This window comes from Microbacterium sp. 8M, assembly GCF_902506375.1.
Lineage (GTDB): Bacteria > Actinomycetota > Actinomycetes > Actinomycetales > Microbacteriaceae > Microbacterium.
In genome coordinates this window covers 1,691,214-1,708,484 of record NZ_LR733284.1, presented here as the reverse complement: position 1 = coordinate 1,708,484, position 17,271 = coordinate 1,691,214, and the positions used below count along the sequence as shown (strand labels likewise).

Annotated in this window: 19 protein-coding genes; 1 reads left to right on the top strand and 18 read right to left on the bottom strand. The window is 70.5% G+C overall.

Translation table 11 applies throughout. From position 1 onward, the window contains the following. Positions 1–9 precede the first annotated feature (9 nt). Genes AERO9AM_RS08100 through AERO9AM_RS08085 form a run of 4 tightly spaced genes read right to left on the bottom strand, consistent with a single transcriptional unit; the run spans position 10 to position 2,501 of the window. Positions 10–582, bottom strand: a complete 573-nt coding sequence (locus tag AERO9AM_RS08100; RefSeq protein WP_159575679.1) for a GNAT family N-acetyltransferase — start codon at positions 580–582, stop codon at positions 10–12. A gap of 28 nt (positions 583–610) precedes the next feature. Continuing rightward, complete coding sequence (locus AERO9AM_RS08095) at positions 611–1,336, bottom strand: hypothetical protein (protein WP_159575678.1); 726 nt, start codon at positions 1,334–1,336, stop codon at positions 611–613. Further along, complete coding sequence (locus AERO9AM_RS08090; RefSeq protein WP_236602538.1) at positions 1,333–1,872, bottom strand: DUF6114 domain-containing protein; 540 nt, start codon at positions 1,870–1,872, stop codon at positions 1,333–1,335. Before AERO9AM_RS08090 ends, AERO9AM_RS08095 begins: the two co-directional genes overlap by 4 nt. Before the next feature lie 14 nt (positions 1,873–1,886). Continuing rightward, a complete protein-coding gene (locus tag AERO9AM_RS08085) occupies positions 1,887–2,501 on the bottom strand; it encodes a DUF6230 family protein (RefSeq protein ID WP_159575677.1) in 615 nt (204 codons plus the stop codon). Positions 2,502–2,618: 117 nt separating this feature from the next. Between AERO9AM_RS08085 and AERO9AM_RS08080 the strand changes: the two genes are divergently transcribed. After that, positions 2,619–3,218, top strand: coding sequence for a TetR/AcrR family transcriptional regulator (locus tag AERO9AM_RS08080; protein ID WP_159575676.1), 600 nt, complete (start codon positions 2,619–2,621; stop codon positions 3,216–3,218). Between the two features lie 37 nt (positions 3,219–3,255). Here AERO9AM_RS08080 and AERO9AM_RS08075 read toward each other — a convergent pair whose 3' ends face one another. The 14 genes from AERO9AM_RS08075 to AERO9AM_RS08010 form a co-directional block, all read right to left on the bottom strand. Further along, positions 3,256–4,179, bottom strand: a complete 924-nt coding sequence (locus tag AERO9AM_RS08075) for an RluA family pseudouridine synthase (RefSeq protein WP_159575675.1) — start codon at positions 4,177–4,179, stop codon at positions 3,256–3,258. A gap of 2 nt (positions 4,180–4,181) precedes the next feature. After that, on the bottom strand, positions 4,182–4,814 hold the full coding sequence (lspA, locus tag AERO9AM_RS08070; RefSeq protein WP_159575674.1) for a signal peptidase II: 633 nt from the start codon (positions 4,812–4,814) through the stop codon (positions 4,182–4,184). 9 nt (positions 4,815–4,823) lie between these two features. Continuing rightward, the gene (locus tag AERO9AM_RS08065) at positions 4,824–5,381 is read right to left on the bottom strand and encodes a DivIVA domain-containing protein (RefSeq protein ID WP_159575673.1); all 558 of its coding nucleotides are present in this window, start codon (positions 5,379–5,381) and stop codon (positions 4,824–4,826) included. 144 nt (positions 5,382–5,525) lie between these two features. Next, positions 5,526–5,831, bottom strand: coding sequence for a YggT family protein (locus AERO9AM_RS08060; RefSeq protein ID WP_236602537.1), 306 nt, complete (start codon positions 5,829–5,831; stop codon positions 5,526–5,528). 3 nt (positions 5,832–5,834) lie between these two features. Then, on the bottom strand, positions 5,835–6,323 hold the full coding sequence (locus AERO9AM_RS08055; RefSeq protein WP_159575672.1) for a cell division protein SepF: 489 nt from the start codon (positions 6,321–6,323) through the stop codon (positions 5,835–5,837). Positions 6,324–6,362: 39 nt separating this feature from the next. After that, entirely contained in the window at positions 6,363–7,058 is a 696-nt protein-coding gene (locus AERO9AM_RS08050) for a YggS family pyridoxal phosphate-dependent enzyme (protein WP_159577439.1), read from the bottom strand. Positions 7,059–7,094: 36 nt separating this feature from the next. Beyond that, on the bottom strand, positions 7,095–8,255 hold the full coding sequence (gene ftsZ / locus AERO9AM_RS08045) for a cell division protein FtsZ (protein WP_159575671.1): 1,161 nt from the start codon (positions 8,253–8,255) through the stop codon (positions 7,095–7,097). A gap of 168 nt (positions 8,256–8,423) precedes the next feature. Further along, positions 8,424–9,431, bottom strand: a complete 1,008-nt coding sequence (locus AERO9AM_RS08040; protein ID WP_159575670.1) for an FtsQ-type POTRA domain-containing protein — start codon at positions 9,429–9,431, stop codon at positions 8,424–8,426. Positions 9,432–9,433: 2 nt separating this feature from the next. Further along, positions 9,434–10,834 (bottom strand): UDP-N-acetylmuramate--L-alanine ligase, encoded by a 1,401-nt coding sequence (murC, locus tag AERO9AM_RS08035; protein ID WP_159575669.1) that lies wholly within the window; start codon positions 10,832–10,834, stop codon positions 9,434–9,436. Positions 10,835–10,933: 99 nt separating this feature from the next. Then, on the bottom strand, positions 10,934–12,007 hold the full coding sequence (locus AERO9AM_RS08030; RefSeq protein ID WP_159575668.1) for a UDP-N-acetylglucosamine--N-acetylmuramyl-(pentapeptide) pyrophosphoryl-undecaprenol N-acetylglucosamine transferase: 1,074 nt from the start codon (positions 12,005–12,007) through the stop codon (positions 10,934–10,936). A 1-nt stretch (position 12,008) separates the two neighbouring features. Beyond that, a complete protein-coding gene (locus tag AERO9AM_RS08025) occupies positions 12,009–13,235 on the bottom strand; it encodes a peptidoglycan glycosyltransferase FtsW (RefSeq protein ID WP_236602536.1) in 1,227 nt (408 codons plus the stop codon). Continuing rightward, entirely contained in the window at positions 13,198–14,736 is a 1,539-nt protein-coding gene (gene murD, locus AERO9AM_RS08020; protein ID WP_159575667.1) for a UDP-N-acetylmuramoyl-L-alanine--D-glutamate ligase, read from the bottom strand. The genes AERO9AM_RS08025 and murD overlap by 38 nt, the downstream gene beginning before the upstream one ends. Next, positions 14,733–15,848 (bottom strand): phospho-N-acetylmuramoyl-pentapeptide-transferase, encoded by a 1,116-nt coding sequence (gene mraY / locus AERO9AM_RS08015; RefSeq protein ID WP_159575666.1) that lies wholly within the window; start codon positions 15,846–15,848, stop codon positions 14,733–14,735. Before mraY ends, murD begins: the two co-directional genes overlap by 4 nt. Further along, positions 15,845–17,257: a UDP-N-acetylmuramoyl-tripeptide--D-alanyl-D-alanine ligase gene (locus AERO9AM_RS08010; protein ID WP_159575665.1), complete on the bottom strand. Its 1,413-nt coding sequence runs from the start codon at positions 17,255–17,257 to the stop codon at positions 15,845–15,847. The genes mraY and AERO9AM_RS08010 overlap by 4 nt, the downstream gene beginning before the upstream one ends. Between the last annotated feature and the right edge of the window lie 14 nt (positions 17,258–17,271).

Sequence of the window (17,271 nt, the reverse complement as noted above, 5' to 3'; positions counted from 1 at the left end):
TCGCAGCGCCTAGCGCAGATCCCGCCGCATCAGCACGCGGGGGAATCCGTTGATCACGGATCCGGTGTCCGCGGCCTTCGTGAATCCGGCGGCCTCGAACAGTGCCCGGGTGCCGACGTACGCCATCGTCAAGTCCACCTTCGCGCCGCGGTTGTCGACCGGATACGCCTCGATGGCGGGCGCGCCGTACTCGCGGGCGAAGGCGACCGCACCGTCGATGAGCGTGTGCGTGATGCCCTGCTTGCGATACCCCGGCCGCACGCGCAGGCACCACAGCGACCACACGTCGAGGTCATCGACCTCCGGGATCAGCCGGTTGCGGGCGAAGGACGTGTCGCGCCGCGGATGCACCGCGGCCCAGCCGACCGGCTCGTCGTCGAGGTACGCGAGCACTCCCGGAGGCGGATCCTCGGCGCAGAGACCTCGCACGCGCTCCGCCCTCGCCTCCCCGCGCAGCGCCTGGCTCTCCTTGCTCGGGATGCGGTAGCTCAGGCAGAAGCACGACTGCGATGTCGGATTCTTCGGCCCCACCAGCGTCGCGACATCCTCGAAGACCGTCGCCGGCCGCACTTCGATGCTCATGCGCCCAGTCTGCCCCGAGGGACGGACATCACGGTTCGACGATGCGCTGATCGGTGTTCGTGTAGCTGATCGAGTCGGCGACCGTTCCGACGAGCCCCATCGTGACGCGGAGCAGCCCCGGCGCGACGTCGTCCAGCGGCGGGGGCGTGTCGGTCCCGAGCGTGAGCGCTCGGCCGTCCTGCGTGGTGGCGGTGATCGAGCCGAGGTACACGCTCACGTGCCCCTTCAGCGTCATCGTGTCGGCGTTCGTCACCAGACCGGCCTTGTCCGGCGGGCGCACGGTGAGCGAGAAGCCGCTGATGGTGATCGAGTCCGCGGAGATCTTCAGGGTGCGCACCGTGCCGCCGTCGACCGTGGGCACATCCACGATCGCGATGCCGCTCAGACCCGTGAACGACAGCCCCTGGGAGCCCATCGACGCGGGCGTCTTGGTGAAGATCGGAGCACCGTCGTCCTTCGCGGCCGCCACCGGGGTCGGCGCCGGCGTCGGCGACCCGGGTGCCGCGGGCGTCGTCGAACCCGGAGCCGAGGGCGCGCCCGGCACGGCGGGGAGCCCCGGCGTGGCGGTGCCGGGAGTGCCCGGCGCCGGGGTGGGCGTGGGAGTCGGCGTCGGACTCGGGGAAGGGCACCACAGCAACGGGATGCACAGGGCTGCCGGTCGCGACGCCGGTGCCGCAGCAGCGCCCAGTGTCATCGGAGCGAGCAGCGCGAGGACCGCGAGGACCACGGCTCCCGAACGGCGCGATCCGATCACGACACGCCCTCTTCCGCCACGGAGTCCGCCTCAGGGGAGTCCGCCGCAGAGGTCCGCGGCCCCATCCAGGCCACCACGAGCACCGCGCCGGTGCCAGCGAGCAGCATTCCGACGATGAACCCCCCGAGGTTCACGCCGATCAGCGAGTAGATCGCCACGACGAGGGCCAGGATCCCGTAGAACACGTGATGCGCGGGCATCAGGACGGCGAGGATCCCGAGCAGCAGCAGAGCGATCGGGATGATCGTCGCCTGCAGCCCCTCGATGCCGAGCTGCACGTGCAGGTGCCCGATGTCGAGCTGACCCGAGAAGAACATCTCCACGCCCCCGAGCGCGACGAGGACGCCACCCGCGAACGGGCGTTGTCTGCGCCAGCGGCGGAAGCCTCGCACTCTCGGCTCCGGCGCGCGCGCCTCTTCGGACCGCTCCGCGACGACGGAAGGCTCGACTGCGGGCCGGACGGGTCGCAGCGCGCCGGGCCCGGCGTCGCGTCCCCGGCGTCGCGCGGATCCCCGCCCGTCCGTCTCGTCGGTCATCGCGGCGTCGTTCCTCAGAAGCATCCTTGCGAACCGTCCGTCAGCTCCAGCGTCATGCCCGTGAGCGTGAACACCGAGGCCTGGGTGCTCCAGGCCGTCTGCTGCAGGTTCTTGATGGAGACCGAGTCGGCGTCCTGGGCGAAGTCGCCCGCGCTGCCCTTCGCCTCGGTGTTGACCGTCGACGCGTCGACACCGATGCGGATGGCGCCGAATGAGGCGTCGCCCTTGAGGCCGGTCATGCCGATCTGCAGGTCGCTCGCGGACGCGGGGTTCCCGTTGCCGCCGGCCTTGATGAGCACGCCGACTTTGCCGAGCGGGGTGTCGGTGATGACGGACTGGCACAGATCCGCCAGCGTCGCGCTCTTGATGTTCGCGATAGCGACCGTGTGCTCCTTGCCCTCCGTGTCCTTCGCGACACCCGCGTACTGCGAGAAGCCGGAGCCCTCCAGCTGCGACGCGCTGATCTGGAACTGGCTCCCCGATACCGCGAACGACACCGGGACGGCGCCCTGGGCGACGCCGCCCATGAGCGCGGCGGCCACGACTCCCGCGGGGATCGCGACGAGCGCGATGCGGCCGGCGTGCGATGCGCCGAGCTTGCGGACACGGTCGGTCTTCGGGAACTTCATCGATCCTCCTCCAGTGCGCCGACTGCTGCGGCGGCGCTCACCTTTTCGAGTATATTGCTCGTTGACTCAGAGTCAACACGGCGTTCCCGCCTGGGCAGCGCCGCTAGGCTCGGAAGCATGCCCGAGGAGCGACGTGCCCGCCTGACACCGGAAGAGCGCCGCGCGCAGTTGATCGCGACCGGCGTCAACTTCCTCGCGGACCACTCGCTCGACGAGCTGACGATGGATGTGCTGGCGCAGCGCGCGGGCGTCTCCCGCCCGCTGCTGTTCCACTACTTCGACACGCGCCAGGGGATGCAGCTCGCCGTCGTCACCATGGCGCGGGACAGCCTGCTGCGCGCCTCCGAGCCGCGTGACGATCTCGAACCGCGGGCGCGGATCCGCGACACGCTGCTGCGCATCACGGAGTTCGTGAGCCAGCACCAGGGAACCTTCCACTCCCTGGTCCGCGGCATCGCGAGCGGCGACCCCGCGGTGCGCCGCGTCGTCGACGAGTCCAGGGATCTGAACGCCCAGCGACTCATCGACGCGTTCACCGAGCTCGGCACCCCCGACACCCCGGCCCTGCGCGTCGCAATGCGGGCGTGGGTCTCGTTCACCGAGGAGACGCTGATCAGCCTCGTCATCGACCGGGATGAGGATCCCGAGCGCGTCGTGCGATTCCTCGAGGCGACTCTGGACGGCGTCGTCGCCGCCACCGCCGAACTGCCTCTCTGACGGTTGAGCACTCCTGACCGCCCCGCCCGGGGTCCGGTCAGACCTCCCCGCGGAGCACGTCGAGCGCGTGCTGGAAGTCGGCGGGATACGGTGACTCGGTCTGCACCCACTCACCCGTGATCGGGTGCGCGAATCCCAGCCGGTGGGCGTGCAGCCACTGCCGGGTGAGACCGAGCCGTGCGGAGAGCCTGGGGTCGGCGCCGTACAGGGGATCTCCGACGCACGGGTGTCGATGAGCGGCCATGTGCACGCGGATCTGGTGCGTGCGTCCCGTCTCCAGATGGATCTCGAGCAGAGATGCCCCGGGGAACGCCTCGAGGGTCTCGTAGTGGGTGACCGACGGCTTGCCGTCCGGGATCACCGCGAACTTCCAGGGGTGGTTCGGGTGGCGCCCGATGGGCGCATCGATCGTTCCGGCGAGCGGATCCGGATGGCCCTGCACGACGGCGTGGTACACCTTGTCGACGGTGCGCTCCTTGAAGGCGCGCTTGAGCGCGGAGTACGCGGCCTCGGTCTTGGCGACCACCATCAGTCCGCTCGTCCCGACGTCGAGCCGGTGCACGACGCCCTGGCGCTCGGGAGCGCCGCTCGTCGCGATGCGGAAGCCCGCCGCGGCGAGAGCGCCGACGACCGTGGGCCCGTCCCACCCGAGCGAGGGGTGCGCGGCGACTCCTGTGGGCTTGTCGACCACGACGATGTCGTCATCGTCGTACACGATGCCCAGTTCGGGCACGGCGATCGGCTCGATGCGCGGCTCCTGCTTGGGCGCCCATTCGACGTCCAGCCACCCGCCAGCGCGCAGCCGGTCGGACTTGCCGAGAGTGACCCCGTCGAGCGTCACTCCCCCGGCTTCGGCGACCTCGGCGGCGAACGTCCGCGAGAAGCCGAGCATCTTGGCCAGGGCCGCGTCGACGCGGACACCGTCCAGTCCGTCCGGGACCGGAAGGGCACGGGACTCCACCGTCAGATCCCCGTCTCGGTGGGGTGCGGGCGGGCGGACTCCGGGGCGTCGGCCTCCTCGGTCGACCCGTGCGTCTCGTCCGCCGCCTCAGACCGCTCGTGCTCCTCGTCCGACTTCGCGTGGTCGCGCTCACGGGATCCGTCCAGGCGCAGGCCCGTGATGATCAGCAACGCGATGGAGATCATCCCCGTGACGATGAAGATGTCGGCCACGTTGAAGATGGCCGGGAGCATCCACGGCATGGAGATCATGTCGACGACGTGACCGACGGGGAAGCCGGGTTCGCGGAAGACGCGATCCGTGAGGTTCCCGAGCACCCCGCCCAGGAGCGCACCGAGCACGACGGCCCAGAGCCGGGAGCGGACGGAGAACGCCTTCCAGACGATCACGCCGGCGACGACGGCCAGCGCGATCGTGAAGATCCAGGTGAAGCCCGCGCCGATCGAGAACGCCGCTCCGGAGTTGCGGATGGAGAACAGCTGCAGGAACTCCCCGAGGACCGGGACGACCTTCTGCTCCGGAAGACGCGTGATAGTGAGGTACTTCACAAACTGGTCGGCGGCCAGCACGAGCACTGCGAGGATCGCAATGATCGCGCCGGCCGCCGAACCAGGAAGCGGTTGACGCCGGGCCAACGGGGCTCCTTACTGAGCGGAGGCGTCCCCTGCGGGGCCGCCCTTCTCGTCGAGGTCGCGGAGCTGACCCTCGATGTAGCTGCGCAGCTGGGTGCGGTAGGAGCGCTCGAAGTCGTGCAGCTCGGCGATCTTGCTCTCGAGCACGTTGCGCTCGCGCTCCAGGCGCGCGGTCTCCTCGCGCGACTTCTGCTCGGCGTCGGCGAGGATCTTCGAGGCCTGAGCCTTGGCGTCGGCGATGAGCTGGTCGCGCTGCGACTTGCCCTCGGCGACGTGCTCGTCGTGAAGGCGCTGCGCGAGCTCGATGATGCCTGCGGTCGCCGCAGCGGGAGCCCCGCCCTCAGCGGCCGGCGCGGCAGCGGCAGGAGCCTCGGCGACCGGAGCGGCGACCTTCTCCCCCGACTCGTAGGCGGCCAGCTTGGCCTTCAGCTCGGCGTTCTCGTCGAGCGCCTTGCGCCACTCGAGCACGACCTCGTCGAGGAAGTCGTCGACCTCGTCCGGGTCGAAGCCGTCCTTGAAACGGACGTGCTGGAACTGCTTGGTGACGACGTCATCCGGGGTCAGTGCCATTGGTGGCTCCTCTTTCGATGAGTTCTCGGTGGCCGGTGGACACGAGGCACCCGCCTTGCGGCGGGCACCTTCTGAAAAGCATAGCCGTCTGAAACCTGCGCCGCGAAGGCGGGCCGACGCGCAGACGGACGCGCGAGCGGCAGGTCAGAGGAAGGATCGCGTGATCGACAGCAGGATCAGCACGACGATCATCGTGAGCGTGAGTCCCATGTCGAATGCGACAGGTCCGATCCTCAGCGGAGGAATGAGGCGTCGGAACATCCTGACGGGCGGATCCGTGATGGTGTAGACGATCTCGGCCGCGATCAACCCCGCGCCGCGAGGGCGCCATGAGCGGTCGAAGATGGGGATCCACTCCAGGATCACGCGCGCGAACAGCGTGAGCAGGTACAGCAGCAGCAGGATGTTGAGGATCGCTGCGATCACGGAGATCGCGGGCGCCACCACCACGTGTCAGGAGTGCGCGAGCGCGGGCTCGTCGCCCCCGGCGATACCACCCTGGCCCGAGACCGCGATGCTCTCCGGCGACAGCAGGAAGACCTTGCTCGTCACGCGCTCGATCCGGCCGTAGAGGCCGAGGGAGAGGCCGCTCGCGAAGTCGATCAGCCGACGGGCGTCGGCGTCGCTCATCTGCGACAGGTTGATGATCACCGGGATGCCGTCACGGAAGCTCTCGGCGATGACCTGAGCGTCACGGTACTGCTTGGGGTGGACCGTGAGGATCTCGTTCACTGCGCCTGCGGAGGGCTGACGGACCGCGGTCGGGCGGCGCAGCGGCGTGACCGGTGCGGCCTTGACCTCCTCGCGCTCACGACGGACCTCTTCCCGACGGGCGGGCTCGTGCTCCTGGCGAGCGCCGTGCGAGGCGGGAACGTCCTCGTAGACCTCTTCCTCATCGGCGAGGCCGAGGTACACCATGGTCTTCTTCAGCGGGTTCCCCATCGTGTCCTCCGAACGTGTAGGGGTGGTTCTGATTCGAGGCTAACCCTGGGCGGGTCGCGGCCCTGTGATTGCGGTGCCGATGCGAAGGTGTGTCGCGCCTGCCGCGATCGCCTCGACGAAATCCCCGGTCATCCCGGCGGAGATCCAATCGGCATCCGGGGCGATCGCCCGCAGCCGGGAGGCGTAGTCGTGCACGCGGGCGAACGCCGCAGCAGGCTCCTCGCCCAGCGGTGCGACCGCCATCAGGCCGCGCAGGCGCAGCGTCGGCAGTGCCAGAACGTGCTCGGCGAGCATCTCCAGCTCCTTCGGTGCCACTCCGCCGCGGCCGGGGTCGTCGGTGAGGTTGACCTGGAGCAGCACGTCGAGCGGTCCGTCGTCAGCGGCGGCGCGGTCGAACGCATCGGCGATTCGGGCACGGTCGATCGAGTGCACGGCCTGGGCCGCTCGGCGGATCTGCGCGGCCTTGTTCGTCTGCGCCTGCCCGATGAAGTGCCAGCGCAGGCCTTCCGTGCCGGGAGCCGGAGCCTGACGAAGCGCGTCCACCTTGGCGGAGAGCTCCTGCTGCCGGTTCTCGCCGACATCCCGGACGCCGAGGTCGTACAGCTCCTGCACCAGCGACGCCGGATGGAACTTGGTCACGACGATGCGGGTGATGTCGCCCGCGTCGCGTCCCGCCTGCCGCGCGGCGTCCGCGATCGCTGCATCGATCGCGGACAGCCGCTCGGCGACGCTCAGCTCATGCTGAGAGTTCACCCTGGGCCCCTCGAAAGGTCACTTGAGGAACTCGGGGATGTCGAGGTCGCTCTCGTCGAAGGCGGGCTCGATGCTCGTGTGCACCGGCGGGATCGACGGCACGGTCACCGGGGCGGTCTCGCGCGGCGCCTCATCGGCGGCCTTCTCCTCGGCCTCCTCGGTCGCGGTCTTCTCCACAGCCGCCGGAGCGGAGGTGCGCGAGAAGATCTGCGGGTCCAGGCGCAGCGTCGGCTCGCCGCTGTCGAAACCCGCCGCGATCACGGTGACGCGCACCTCGTCGCCGAGGGTGTCGTCGATCACCGTTCCGAAGATGATGTTCGCCTCGGGGTGCGCCGCCTCCTTGACGAGGTCGGCGGCGTCGTGGATCTCGAAGATGCCGAGGTTCGATCCGCCCTGGATCGAAAGCAGCACGCCGTGCGCGCCCTCGATGGACGCCTCCAGGAGGGGCGACTCGACGGCGAGCTCGGCCGCCTTGATCGCACGATCCGCACCGCGGGCGGATCCGATGCCCATGAGCGCGGAGCCCGCGCCCTGCATGACCGACTTGACGTCGTTGAAGTCGAGGTTGATCAGACCGGGGGTGGTGATCAGATCGGTGATGCCCTGCACACCGGCGAGGAGGACCTGGTCGGCGGTCGCGAAAGCCTCGATCATGGAGATGCCGCGATCGCTGATCTCGAGGAGACGGTCGTTGGGCACCACGATGAGGGTGTCGACCTCTTCCTTCAGCTTCGCCACGCCGGCGTCGGCCTGGCTCTGACGGCGGCGCCCCTCGAAGGAGAACGGCTTGGTCACCACGCCGATGGTCAGCGCCCCGATCGACTTCGCGATCCGGGCGACGATGGGGGCGCCGCCGGTTCCGGTGCCACCGCCCTCGCCCGCGGTCACGAAGACCATGTCCGCGCCGGTCAGCGCCTGCTCGATCTCCTCCGCGTGATCCTCGGCGGCACGACGGCCGACCTCGGGATCGGCTCCGGCGCCGAGGCCGCGGGTCAGGTCGCGGCCGACGTCGAGCTTGACGTCGGCGTCGCTCATGAGCAGCGCCTGTGCATCGGTGTTGATGGCGATGAACTCGACGCCTCGCAGGCCGAGCTCGATCATGCGGTTGACAGCGTTGACGCCACCACCGCCGACACCGACGACCTTGATCACGGCGAGGTAGTTCTGGTTCTGGCTCATCCCGTCCTCCGATGTATTTCGAGCCTCGAGCCGAGGGCAACCTTAAACCTCAAGCGGAAGGTTAAAGTATTTCCCGGTATTGCTTTCTCTGGATCGAAGGTAAGCGGCGCGGGGCGCGCAGACACCAAGCGACACGCGGCTCCGCGCGATCGCTTCGGATATTCGTGCTCAGCCGACGACGCCGACGCCCGGCGAGGACACGTCGTAGCTCGACGCCCCCGGGTTCGCCTTCATCAGGGCCTGCAGGGCGAGGGTCTTCTCGGCCGACTGGTCCGCACTCCCCCAGACGATCTTCGCGCCGCCGGCCAGCTGCAGGACGATGTCGTCCGGGGTGGATGCGGCCGCGCTGTCCACCTGCGCCCTGAGCTCCGCCGGGAGCGTGCGCAGCGCGGTGCCGACGGCGGAGAACGCGGGCGTGCCGGTGCCGCCGTCGATCTCGATCAGGGCGTATCCCGCCGGCCGTTCCTCCGAAGTGGACAGCACGACGCCCGCCGCGTCGACGACCGTGAAGCGCCCGTCGCTCTGCTGCAGGACGCCGACCGGCGTGCGCTCCACGATGCGCACCACGAGATCGTGCGGCGGATGCGCCTCGAGGCGATAGGTCTCGATGAGCGGGAACCGCACGAGGGCGGCCTTGACGGCGCTCGGATCCACCAGCGCGAGCGGACGGCCGAGCTGTCCGGCCAGGGCCTTCTGCACGTCCGCGGGCTTGAGGGCGCCGGTGCCCTCGACCGTGATCGTCTGCACGGCGAACAGCGGGCTGTACGCCGCGCCGACGCTGCCGCCCACGACGAGCAGCGCCAGCGCCGCGCCGACGATCCAGCCGATCCGGCGGCGGCGGGATCGCTGCGTGAATCGCCGGATCTCGCTGCGCAGGGCCCGGCGGCGCGCGCGCGTGGCCCGCCACAGGTCGAGCGCGGTCAGCGGCCCCTCGTGCGGAGCCCCCGCGTGCGCGTCGTCCTCTCCGGCACCGGCGCGCGCCGCGCCCGGCGTCGCACCGCGGCCGAGCGGGATCGGCCCTGCACCCCCCTGCCGGCCGGCCTCCTCGGCCGTCCCTGCACCGCGCTCCTCGAACGCGGACGTCGCGCCCCGGCCGACGCGATCCGGCTCGTCGGCACGGAGGTCGCCGTGCTCGGCGGGCGGCGCGGAGACGGGGATCGCGGACGGCCGGCGCACGGTCAGCCCTCGGCGGTGGTGCGCAGCGCGTCCAGCACCTGCGGGATGATCTGGTACACGTTGCCGCAGCCGAGCGTGATCACGTAATCGCCGTCGCGCGCCACGGTCGCCGTGTAGTCGGCCGCCTGCTGCCAGTCTGCGACGTAGTGCACGTTGCGCGGGTCGGCGAACGCTCCGCTGACCAGTTCGCCGGTCACGCCGGGCACCGGGTCCTCGCGGGCGCCGTAGACGTCGAGCATCACGGTGTGGTCGGCGTAGGTCTCCAGCACCTCGGCGAACTCGCGGTACATGTGCTGGGTGCGCGAGTAGGTGTGCGGCTGCTGGATCGCGATGATGCGGCCGTCGCCCACGATCGTGCGCATGGCCTCGAGCGCCGCGCGCACCTCGGTCGGGTGGTGCGAGTAGTCGTCGTAGACGCTCACGCCGCGCTCCACCCCGTGCAGCTCGAGGCGGCGCACGGTGCCGGCGAAGGCCTGCACGGCCCGGGTGGCGTCGGCGAGCGGGTACCCGAGGGTCGTGAGCACGGCGACGGCGCCCGCGGCGTTGATCGCGTTGTGCACGCCCGGCACCCGCAGCTGCATGCGTGCGGACTCGCCGTGCATGGTCAGCGTCGCGGCGACCGGTCCGTCCGTAAGCACGTCGGTGATCCGCAGATCCGCGTCGTCCGCGAACCCGAAGGAGATCACGTTCGGGTGGGTGATCCCGGCCCGGACGCGCAGGGCGCCGGGGTCGTCGCTGGAGATCACGACGGCATCGCGGGCGCCGTTCCCGAAGGTGACGAACGCGTCGTGGAAGGCCTCGTCGGATCCGTAGTGGTCCAGGTGATCGGGGTCGACGTTCGTGATCAGCGCGACCGAGGTGTCGTACAGCAGGAAGGTGCCGTCGGACTCGTCGGCCTCGATGACGAAGAGGTCGTCGGCGCCGGAGGAGCTGGACGTGCCGAGCTGCTCGATCACGCCGCCGTTGACGAAGTTGGGGTCCGCGCCGAGCTCGCGCAGGGCGACGACGATCATGCCGGTCGAGCTCGTCTTGCCGTGCGCGCCCGCGACGGAGACGAGGCGACGCCCGCCGATGAGCCAGTGCAGCGCCTGCGAGCGGTGGATGACGTGCAGCCCGCGCTGCTTCGCCAGCACGAACTCCGGGTTCTCGGGCCAGATCGCACCGGTGTGCACGACCGTGTCCGCATCGCCCAGGTGGGCCGCATCGTGTCCGACGTGCACATCGGCGCCGAGGGCGGCGAGGGCCTGCAGGTTCGCGCTGTCCGCGCGGTCGCTGCCGGAGACGCGGATGCCCGCATCGAGGAACATGCGGGCCAGACCCGACATGCCGGAGCCGCCGATGCCGATGAAATGCGCGGCGGTGATGTCTTCGGGGATCGGCAGGGAGAGGTCGGGTCTGATCATGGCTCTTTCGTCCTTACGGGCTGAATCATCCTAAGTCGGGGTGGGCGGCAGCGGGCCCTGGCTCGCCGCCTCGCGGTGTCCGCGGCCGGCGGACCGGCGTCAGCGCGACAGCGCGCGGTCGGCGAGGGCGATGAGATCCTCGGTCCCGGTGCGGGAGCCGACGTGTTCCGCGGCCGCACGCATGGCAGCGCGCCGCGGAGCGTCCTGCAGCAGCGGCACGATCTCGCCGCGGACGCTGTCCGGGGTGAGCCGGGCGTCGTCGATGAGGAGCGCTGCGCCGGCGTCGACGGCCGCTGCGGCGTTGAGACGCTGCTCGCCGTTGCCGACCGCGTAGGGCACGTAGACCGCCGGGATCCCGAGGGCGCTGATCTCGCTGACGGTGGCCGAGCCGGAGCGGCACAGCACGAGATCCGCCAGGGCGAACGCCAGGTCCATGCGGTCCAAGTAGCGGCGCAGGGTGTAACCCGGGACGCCGGGGTCGGGCATGTCGGAGCGGTCGCCGGTCGCGTGCAGGAGCTGCCACCCCGCGTCGAGGATGTCCTGCCAGGATCCGGCGATCGCTTCGTTGAGCCGCTGCGCGCCCAGCGAGCCGCCGAACACCAGCAGCACGGGACGCGCCGGATCCAGCCCGAACTCCGCGGCCGCCTCCGCGCGCGTCTCCGCCCGGTCCAGGTCGACGATCTCGCGGCGCAGCGGCATGCCGACGACCTCCGCACCGCGCAGCGGCGTGCCCGGGAACGCGACGCCGACGGCCGCCGCCGTGCGGGCGCCGAGCACGTTGGCCATGCCTGGACGCGCGTTGGCCTCGTGCACGACGAACGGCACGCCCTCCCGGCGAGCGGCGACGTACGCGGGCGCCGAGGCGTACCCGCCGAAGCCGATGACCTCGTCGACGCCGTGCTCGCGGATGTAGGCGCGCACCTGTTTCACAGCGCGGGCGAAGCGCGCGGGGAAGGCGAGCGCGGCCCCGTTCGGGCGGCGCGGGAACGGCACCTTGTCGACGATGAGCAGCTCGTAGCCGCGCTGCGGGACGAGCCGCGACTCGAGGCCCTCCCGGGTGCCGAGCACGAGCACGCCGGTCTCGGGGTCACGGGCGCGCAGGCCGTCGGCGACGGCGAGCAGCGGGTTGACGTGACCGGCGGTCCCGCCGCCGGCCAGAAGGTACGTGGTCACTTCAGGAGCGTACCGGACCGGCCTGGACGGAGCGCGGCGCGGGCGCGGGAAGCGTGCGCGCGAACGACAGCAGCACGCCGCAGGCCAGCAGCACCGACAGCAGCGACGTGCCACCCTGGGACATGAACGGCAGGGGCACGCCCAGGACCGGGAAGACGCGGAGGACGACGCCGATGTTGATCAGCGCCTGGGAGAGGATCCACACCACGATGCCGCCGGAGGTCACGCGCACGAAGAGGTCGTCGGTCCTGCGGATCATCCGGAACACGGCCACGGCGAACAGCACGAACAGGGCGAGCACGAGCGCACAGCCGATCAGGCCGAGCTCCTCCCCCACGATCGCGAAGATGTAGTCGTTGGATGCGGCAGGGAGCCACCCGTACTTCTCCCGCGAGTTGCCCAGGCCGAGCCCGAAGATGCCGCCGTTCGCCATGCCCCAGATCGCGTGCACCTGCTGATAGCACGTGGTGAGGTAGCAGCTGGTGTCGTTGGAGTGGTCGAACACGCCGAGGATGAGGGCGCGTCGCCGCTCGTCGGCGAAGGCGAACCCGAGCACCGCCGTCAGCGAGGTCAGCAGCGGGAGGATGAAGATCCGCAGCCGCACCCCGGAGAAGAACAGCGCGCCGAGGATGACGAGGAAGAGGATCATCGACGTGCCGAGGTCCTTGCCGCCGAGCACCGCGGCGATGGCGAGGAAGCCGACCGGGATGAGCGGGATGAACACGTGCTTCCAGCGCCCCAGCAGCTCCTGCTTGCGCCACAGGATGAAGCCCGCCCACACCGCGAGGGCGAGCTTGATGAACTCGGAGGGCTGGACCACCTGTCCGGCGATCCGCAGCCAGTTCGTGTTTCCGTCGTTCTCGTACCCGAGCGGGGTGAACACGAGCATCTGCAGGCCGACGGCGCCGATCAGGACGAGCCACGCGGTGCGCTTCCAGAACATCACGGGGAACCGGCTCATCAGGAACATGAGCGGGATCCCGATCGCCGCGACGAGAGCCTGGGTCATCACGATCGCGAACGGATCCTGACCGCCCTCCACCGCGTTCGCGCTGGACGCCGACAGGATCATCACGAGCCCGAACACCGTCAGCAGCAGCGACGTTGACGCGATCAGGGCGAACTCCGTGGACACGGGGCGCAACACGCGGCCGAGCCTCACCCGGGCGGCGAGCCCGTCGACGCGCGGCTCAGGCACCGGCGTCGGGCGTGCTCCCACCTGCGTCACCGGCGCTCCCCTGCTCGATCCACTGCCGCACCGCCTCGGCGAAGCGGTGGCCGCGATCCGCGTAGCTGGCGAACTGGTCGAAGGACGCCGCCGCGGGAGCGAGGAGCACGGTGTCCCCGTCCTGGGCGATGCCCGCCGCCAGTTCGACCACGCGGGTCATGACCTCTTCAGTGTCGCCGGGGACGACCTCCACCACCTGCACCGCGGGCGCGTGTCGTGCGAACGCCTCGAGCAGGTGGCTGCGGTCGGCGCCGATCACGAGCGCCGCGCGGGCCGTGGCGCCGGCGCCCGCCACGAGCTCGGACAGGTCGACGCCCTTCAGATCCCCGCCGACGATCCAGATCGCGCCGGGGAACGCCCGCAGCGACGACTGGGCGGCGTGCGGGTTGGTGGCCTTCGAGTCGTCCACCCAGGTGATGCCCGCGGCACGGGCGACGACCTGGATGCGGTGCGCGTCCAGGCGGAAGTCGTCGAGCGCGCGGGCGATGGCGGCAGGCTCGACGCCGAGCGATCGCGACAGCGCCGCCGCGGCGAGGATGTTCTGCACGATGTGCGGGGCGTTCAGACCGTGCGCCGCGAGGTCGGCCACGGTCGTGAGCTCGAGCGCGCTGTGACGCCGGTCGTCGAGGAAGGCGCGGTCCGCGAGGATCCCCTCGACGATCCCGAGATCGCTCGGACCGGGCACGCCGAGTCCGAATCCGATGGCGCGGGCGCCCTCGATCACGTCCGCGTCCTCGACCATGCGCTGGGTCGCGGCATCGGCCTTGTTGTAGACGCAGGCCACCCGGGTGTTGCGGTACACCAGCGCCTTCGCCTCGCGGTAGGCCTCTGCGCTGCCGTGCCAGACCAGGTGGTCGTCGGCGAGGTTGAGGCAGGTCGCGGCCCACGGCACGGGCTGCGCTGCGGGGTCGGTGAGCCCCAGGTACCAGAGCTGATGGCTGGACAACTCGACCACGAGCACGTCGAAGCCGCCCGGGTCGCGCACCGCGTCGAGCACCGGCACGCCGATGTTGCCGCACGGCGCGGCGCGCAGCCCCCCGGCGACGAGCATGGTCGCCGTCAGCTGCGTGGTGGTGGTCTTGCCGTTCGTGCCGGTGATGAACACCCACTCGGCGGCGGTGCCGTCGGCGCGGAGCACCTTGTCGCGCACGCGCCAGGCGAGCTCCACGTCACCCCAGAGCGGGATCGACTGCGCACGGGTCCACGCGATCACCGGATGCGACGGGGAGAATCCGGGCGAGGCGATGACCACCTCGGGCGCGAACTCCTCGAGCGGTGCCGGCACGGATCCGAGATCCCCGATCCACAGCCGGGCGCCGATCAGCGGCACGAGCCGTTCGTACTCCTCGGTCGCGCTCTCGGAGAGCACGAGCACCTCGGCGCCGAGCTCGGTGAGGGTGTCGGCGACGGAGAAGCCGGTCACCGACAGTCCGAGCACGGCGACCCGCAGGCCCCGCCAGTCGGCGTGCCAGCTGGTCAGGGAGTCGAGATCGCGGGTCATGAGCTGGTCAGCCTCAGCCACTCGACGTAGAACAGCCCGAACGCCGAGACCGAGAGCAGGCCCGCGATGATCCACATCCGCACCACGATCGTCGCCTCGGGCCACCCGCGCATCTCCAGGTGGTGGTGGAACGGGCTCTGCAGGAACAGCCGCTTGCCGCGGGTGAGCTTGAAGTACGTCAGCTGCACGATCACGGATCCGGACGCGATGATGAACACGCCCGCCAGCAGCACCAGCAGCAGCTCGGTGCGGGTGAGGATCGCGAGCGCCGTGATCACGCCGCCGATGGACATGGACCCGACGTCGCCCATGAAGACCTTGGCCTTGGGCGCGTTCCACCAGAGGAACCCGATGAGCGCCCCCACGAAGGACGCCGAGATGACGGCGAGGTCGAACGGGTGCGCCACGTCGTAGCACCCGGCGAGCGACGAGGGCGACAGCGACTCGGCCGCGCAGGACTGCTTGAACTGCCAGAACGAGATGAGGCTGTATGCGCCGATCACGAAGACGGCGCACCCGGCGGCGAGGCCGTCGAGCCCGTCGGTGAGGTTCACGCTGTTGGAGGTCGCGATGCCGATCACCGAGATCCAGAGCAGGTACAGCAGCCAGCCGATGATCGGGCCGAGGGCGAACAGGGACAGCACGGGGATGTCGCGGAAGAGCGAGATGAATCCGCTCGCCGGCGTGTTGCCCGCGGGGCTGCGCACCAGGAGGGCGACCACGCCGAACGGCACCATGACGAGCACCTGTCCGAGGATCTTGCGCCACCCGGAGAGACCGGCGCTCTGCTGCTGGCGCAGCTTCATGTGGTCGTCGATGAACCCGACGACGCCGAAGCCGACCATCAGCCAGATCACCAGCAGGCCGGAGGCCGTCGGGTAGCTGCCGCCGGTGAACGTGCCGATGCCGTAGCCGATGATCGTGCCGAGGATGAAGATGACGCCGCCCATGGTGGGCGTGCCGCGCTTGGCCTGGTGGCTCGGGTTGGCGATCGACTCCGGCGTGCGGATGACCTGTCCCCAGCCCCATTTCCGGAACAGCCGGAGGAACACCGGCGTGAGCAGGAGAGTGAACGCGAGGGAGATCGCGGCGGCGGTCAGCAGAGATCTCACGAGAACGATTCTCCCAGACGATCTCCGAGGAACCGGAGCCCCGCGGAATTGGACGACTTCACGAGCACCCTGTCGCCGGGACGCAGCTCGGTCTTCAGGTACTCGAAGGCGGCATCGGCGTCGGGCAGATGCACGGCCTCGCCGTCCCAGGAGCCCTCCCCCACGGCGGCGAGGTACAGACGGCGCGCCTCGGCGCCGACGACGACGATGCGCTGGATGTTGAGGCGCACGGCGAGCAGGCCGATGCGGTCGTGCTCGTCGCCCGCCGTCTCGCCGAGCTCGCTCATCGCCCCCAGCACCGCCACGGTGCGCTCACCGGGACCGGTGATCTGCGCCAGGGTGCGCAGGGCGGCGGCCATCGAGTCGGGGCTCGCGTTGTACGCGTCGTTGATGATGCGCACATCGGCGCCGCCCATGGGCTGCATCCGCCACCGCTCGGCGAGCTGCACGGTCTCCAGGCGGGCGATCGCCTCGGCCGGCGCGACGCCCAGGGCGCGCGTCGCGGCGATGGCGGCGAGGGCGTTGTTCACGTGGTGCGCACCGAGCACCTGCAGCCGCAGCGGCAGCGCCTGGCCGTCCACGTGCACGGTGCACGAGGTGCCCGACGCCGTGACGTCGATGCCGGCGGCGCGGACCTCGGCCGCGGGGCCCTGTCCGAACCCGACGATCCGCAGGCCCCGCTGCTCGGCGAGGGGCGCCATGCCCGCCACGCGCGCGTCGTCCAGGTTGAGCACGGCCGTTCCGCCGGGCGCCGCAGCCTCGACGAGCTCCGCCTTGGCCCGGGCCGTCTCCTCGATGCCGCCGAATCCCCCGGCATGGGCGAGGCCGACCATGAGCTCGATCACGACGTCGGGGTTCACGAGACCGGCGAGGCGCGCGATCTCCCCCGGCGCGCTCGCGCCGAACTCGCACACCAGGAAGCGCGTGCGGTCGGTGATGCGCAGCATCGTGAGCGGCGCGCCGACCTCGTTGTTGTAGGACGCGATCGGCGCGATCGTCTCGCCCTCGTCCTGCAGGATGCGGGCGAGGAAGTTCTTCGTCGTGGTCTTGCCGTTCGAGCCGGTCACGCCGACGATGCGCAGCTCTCCCGCGGCGCGGACCCGTGCGACCACGGCCCGCGCGAGCTCGGCGATCGCGTCGATCACATCGGCCACGACGATCTGGGAGATCTCCTCGTCGACGGGGTGCTCGACGATCGCCAGGACGGCGCCGTTCTCGATCGCGGCACCGACGAATCGGTGCCCGTCGGTGTGCTCTCCGGGCTTGGCGACGAAGATGCCGCCGGTGGACATCTGCCGCGAGTCGGTGTCGACGACACCGGAGACGATCGATGCGGGATCGTGACCTGCGGCGGGGCGCAGGTCACCTCCGACGATCTCGGCGATCTCCGCGAGGGACAGAGCGATCATGGGATGGGATCCTC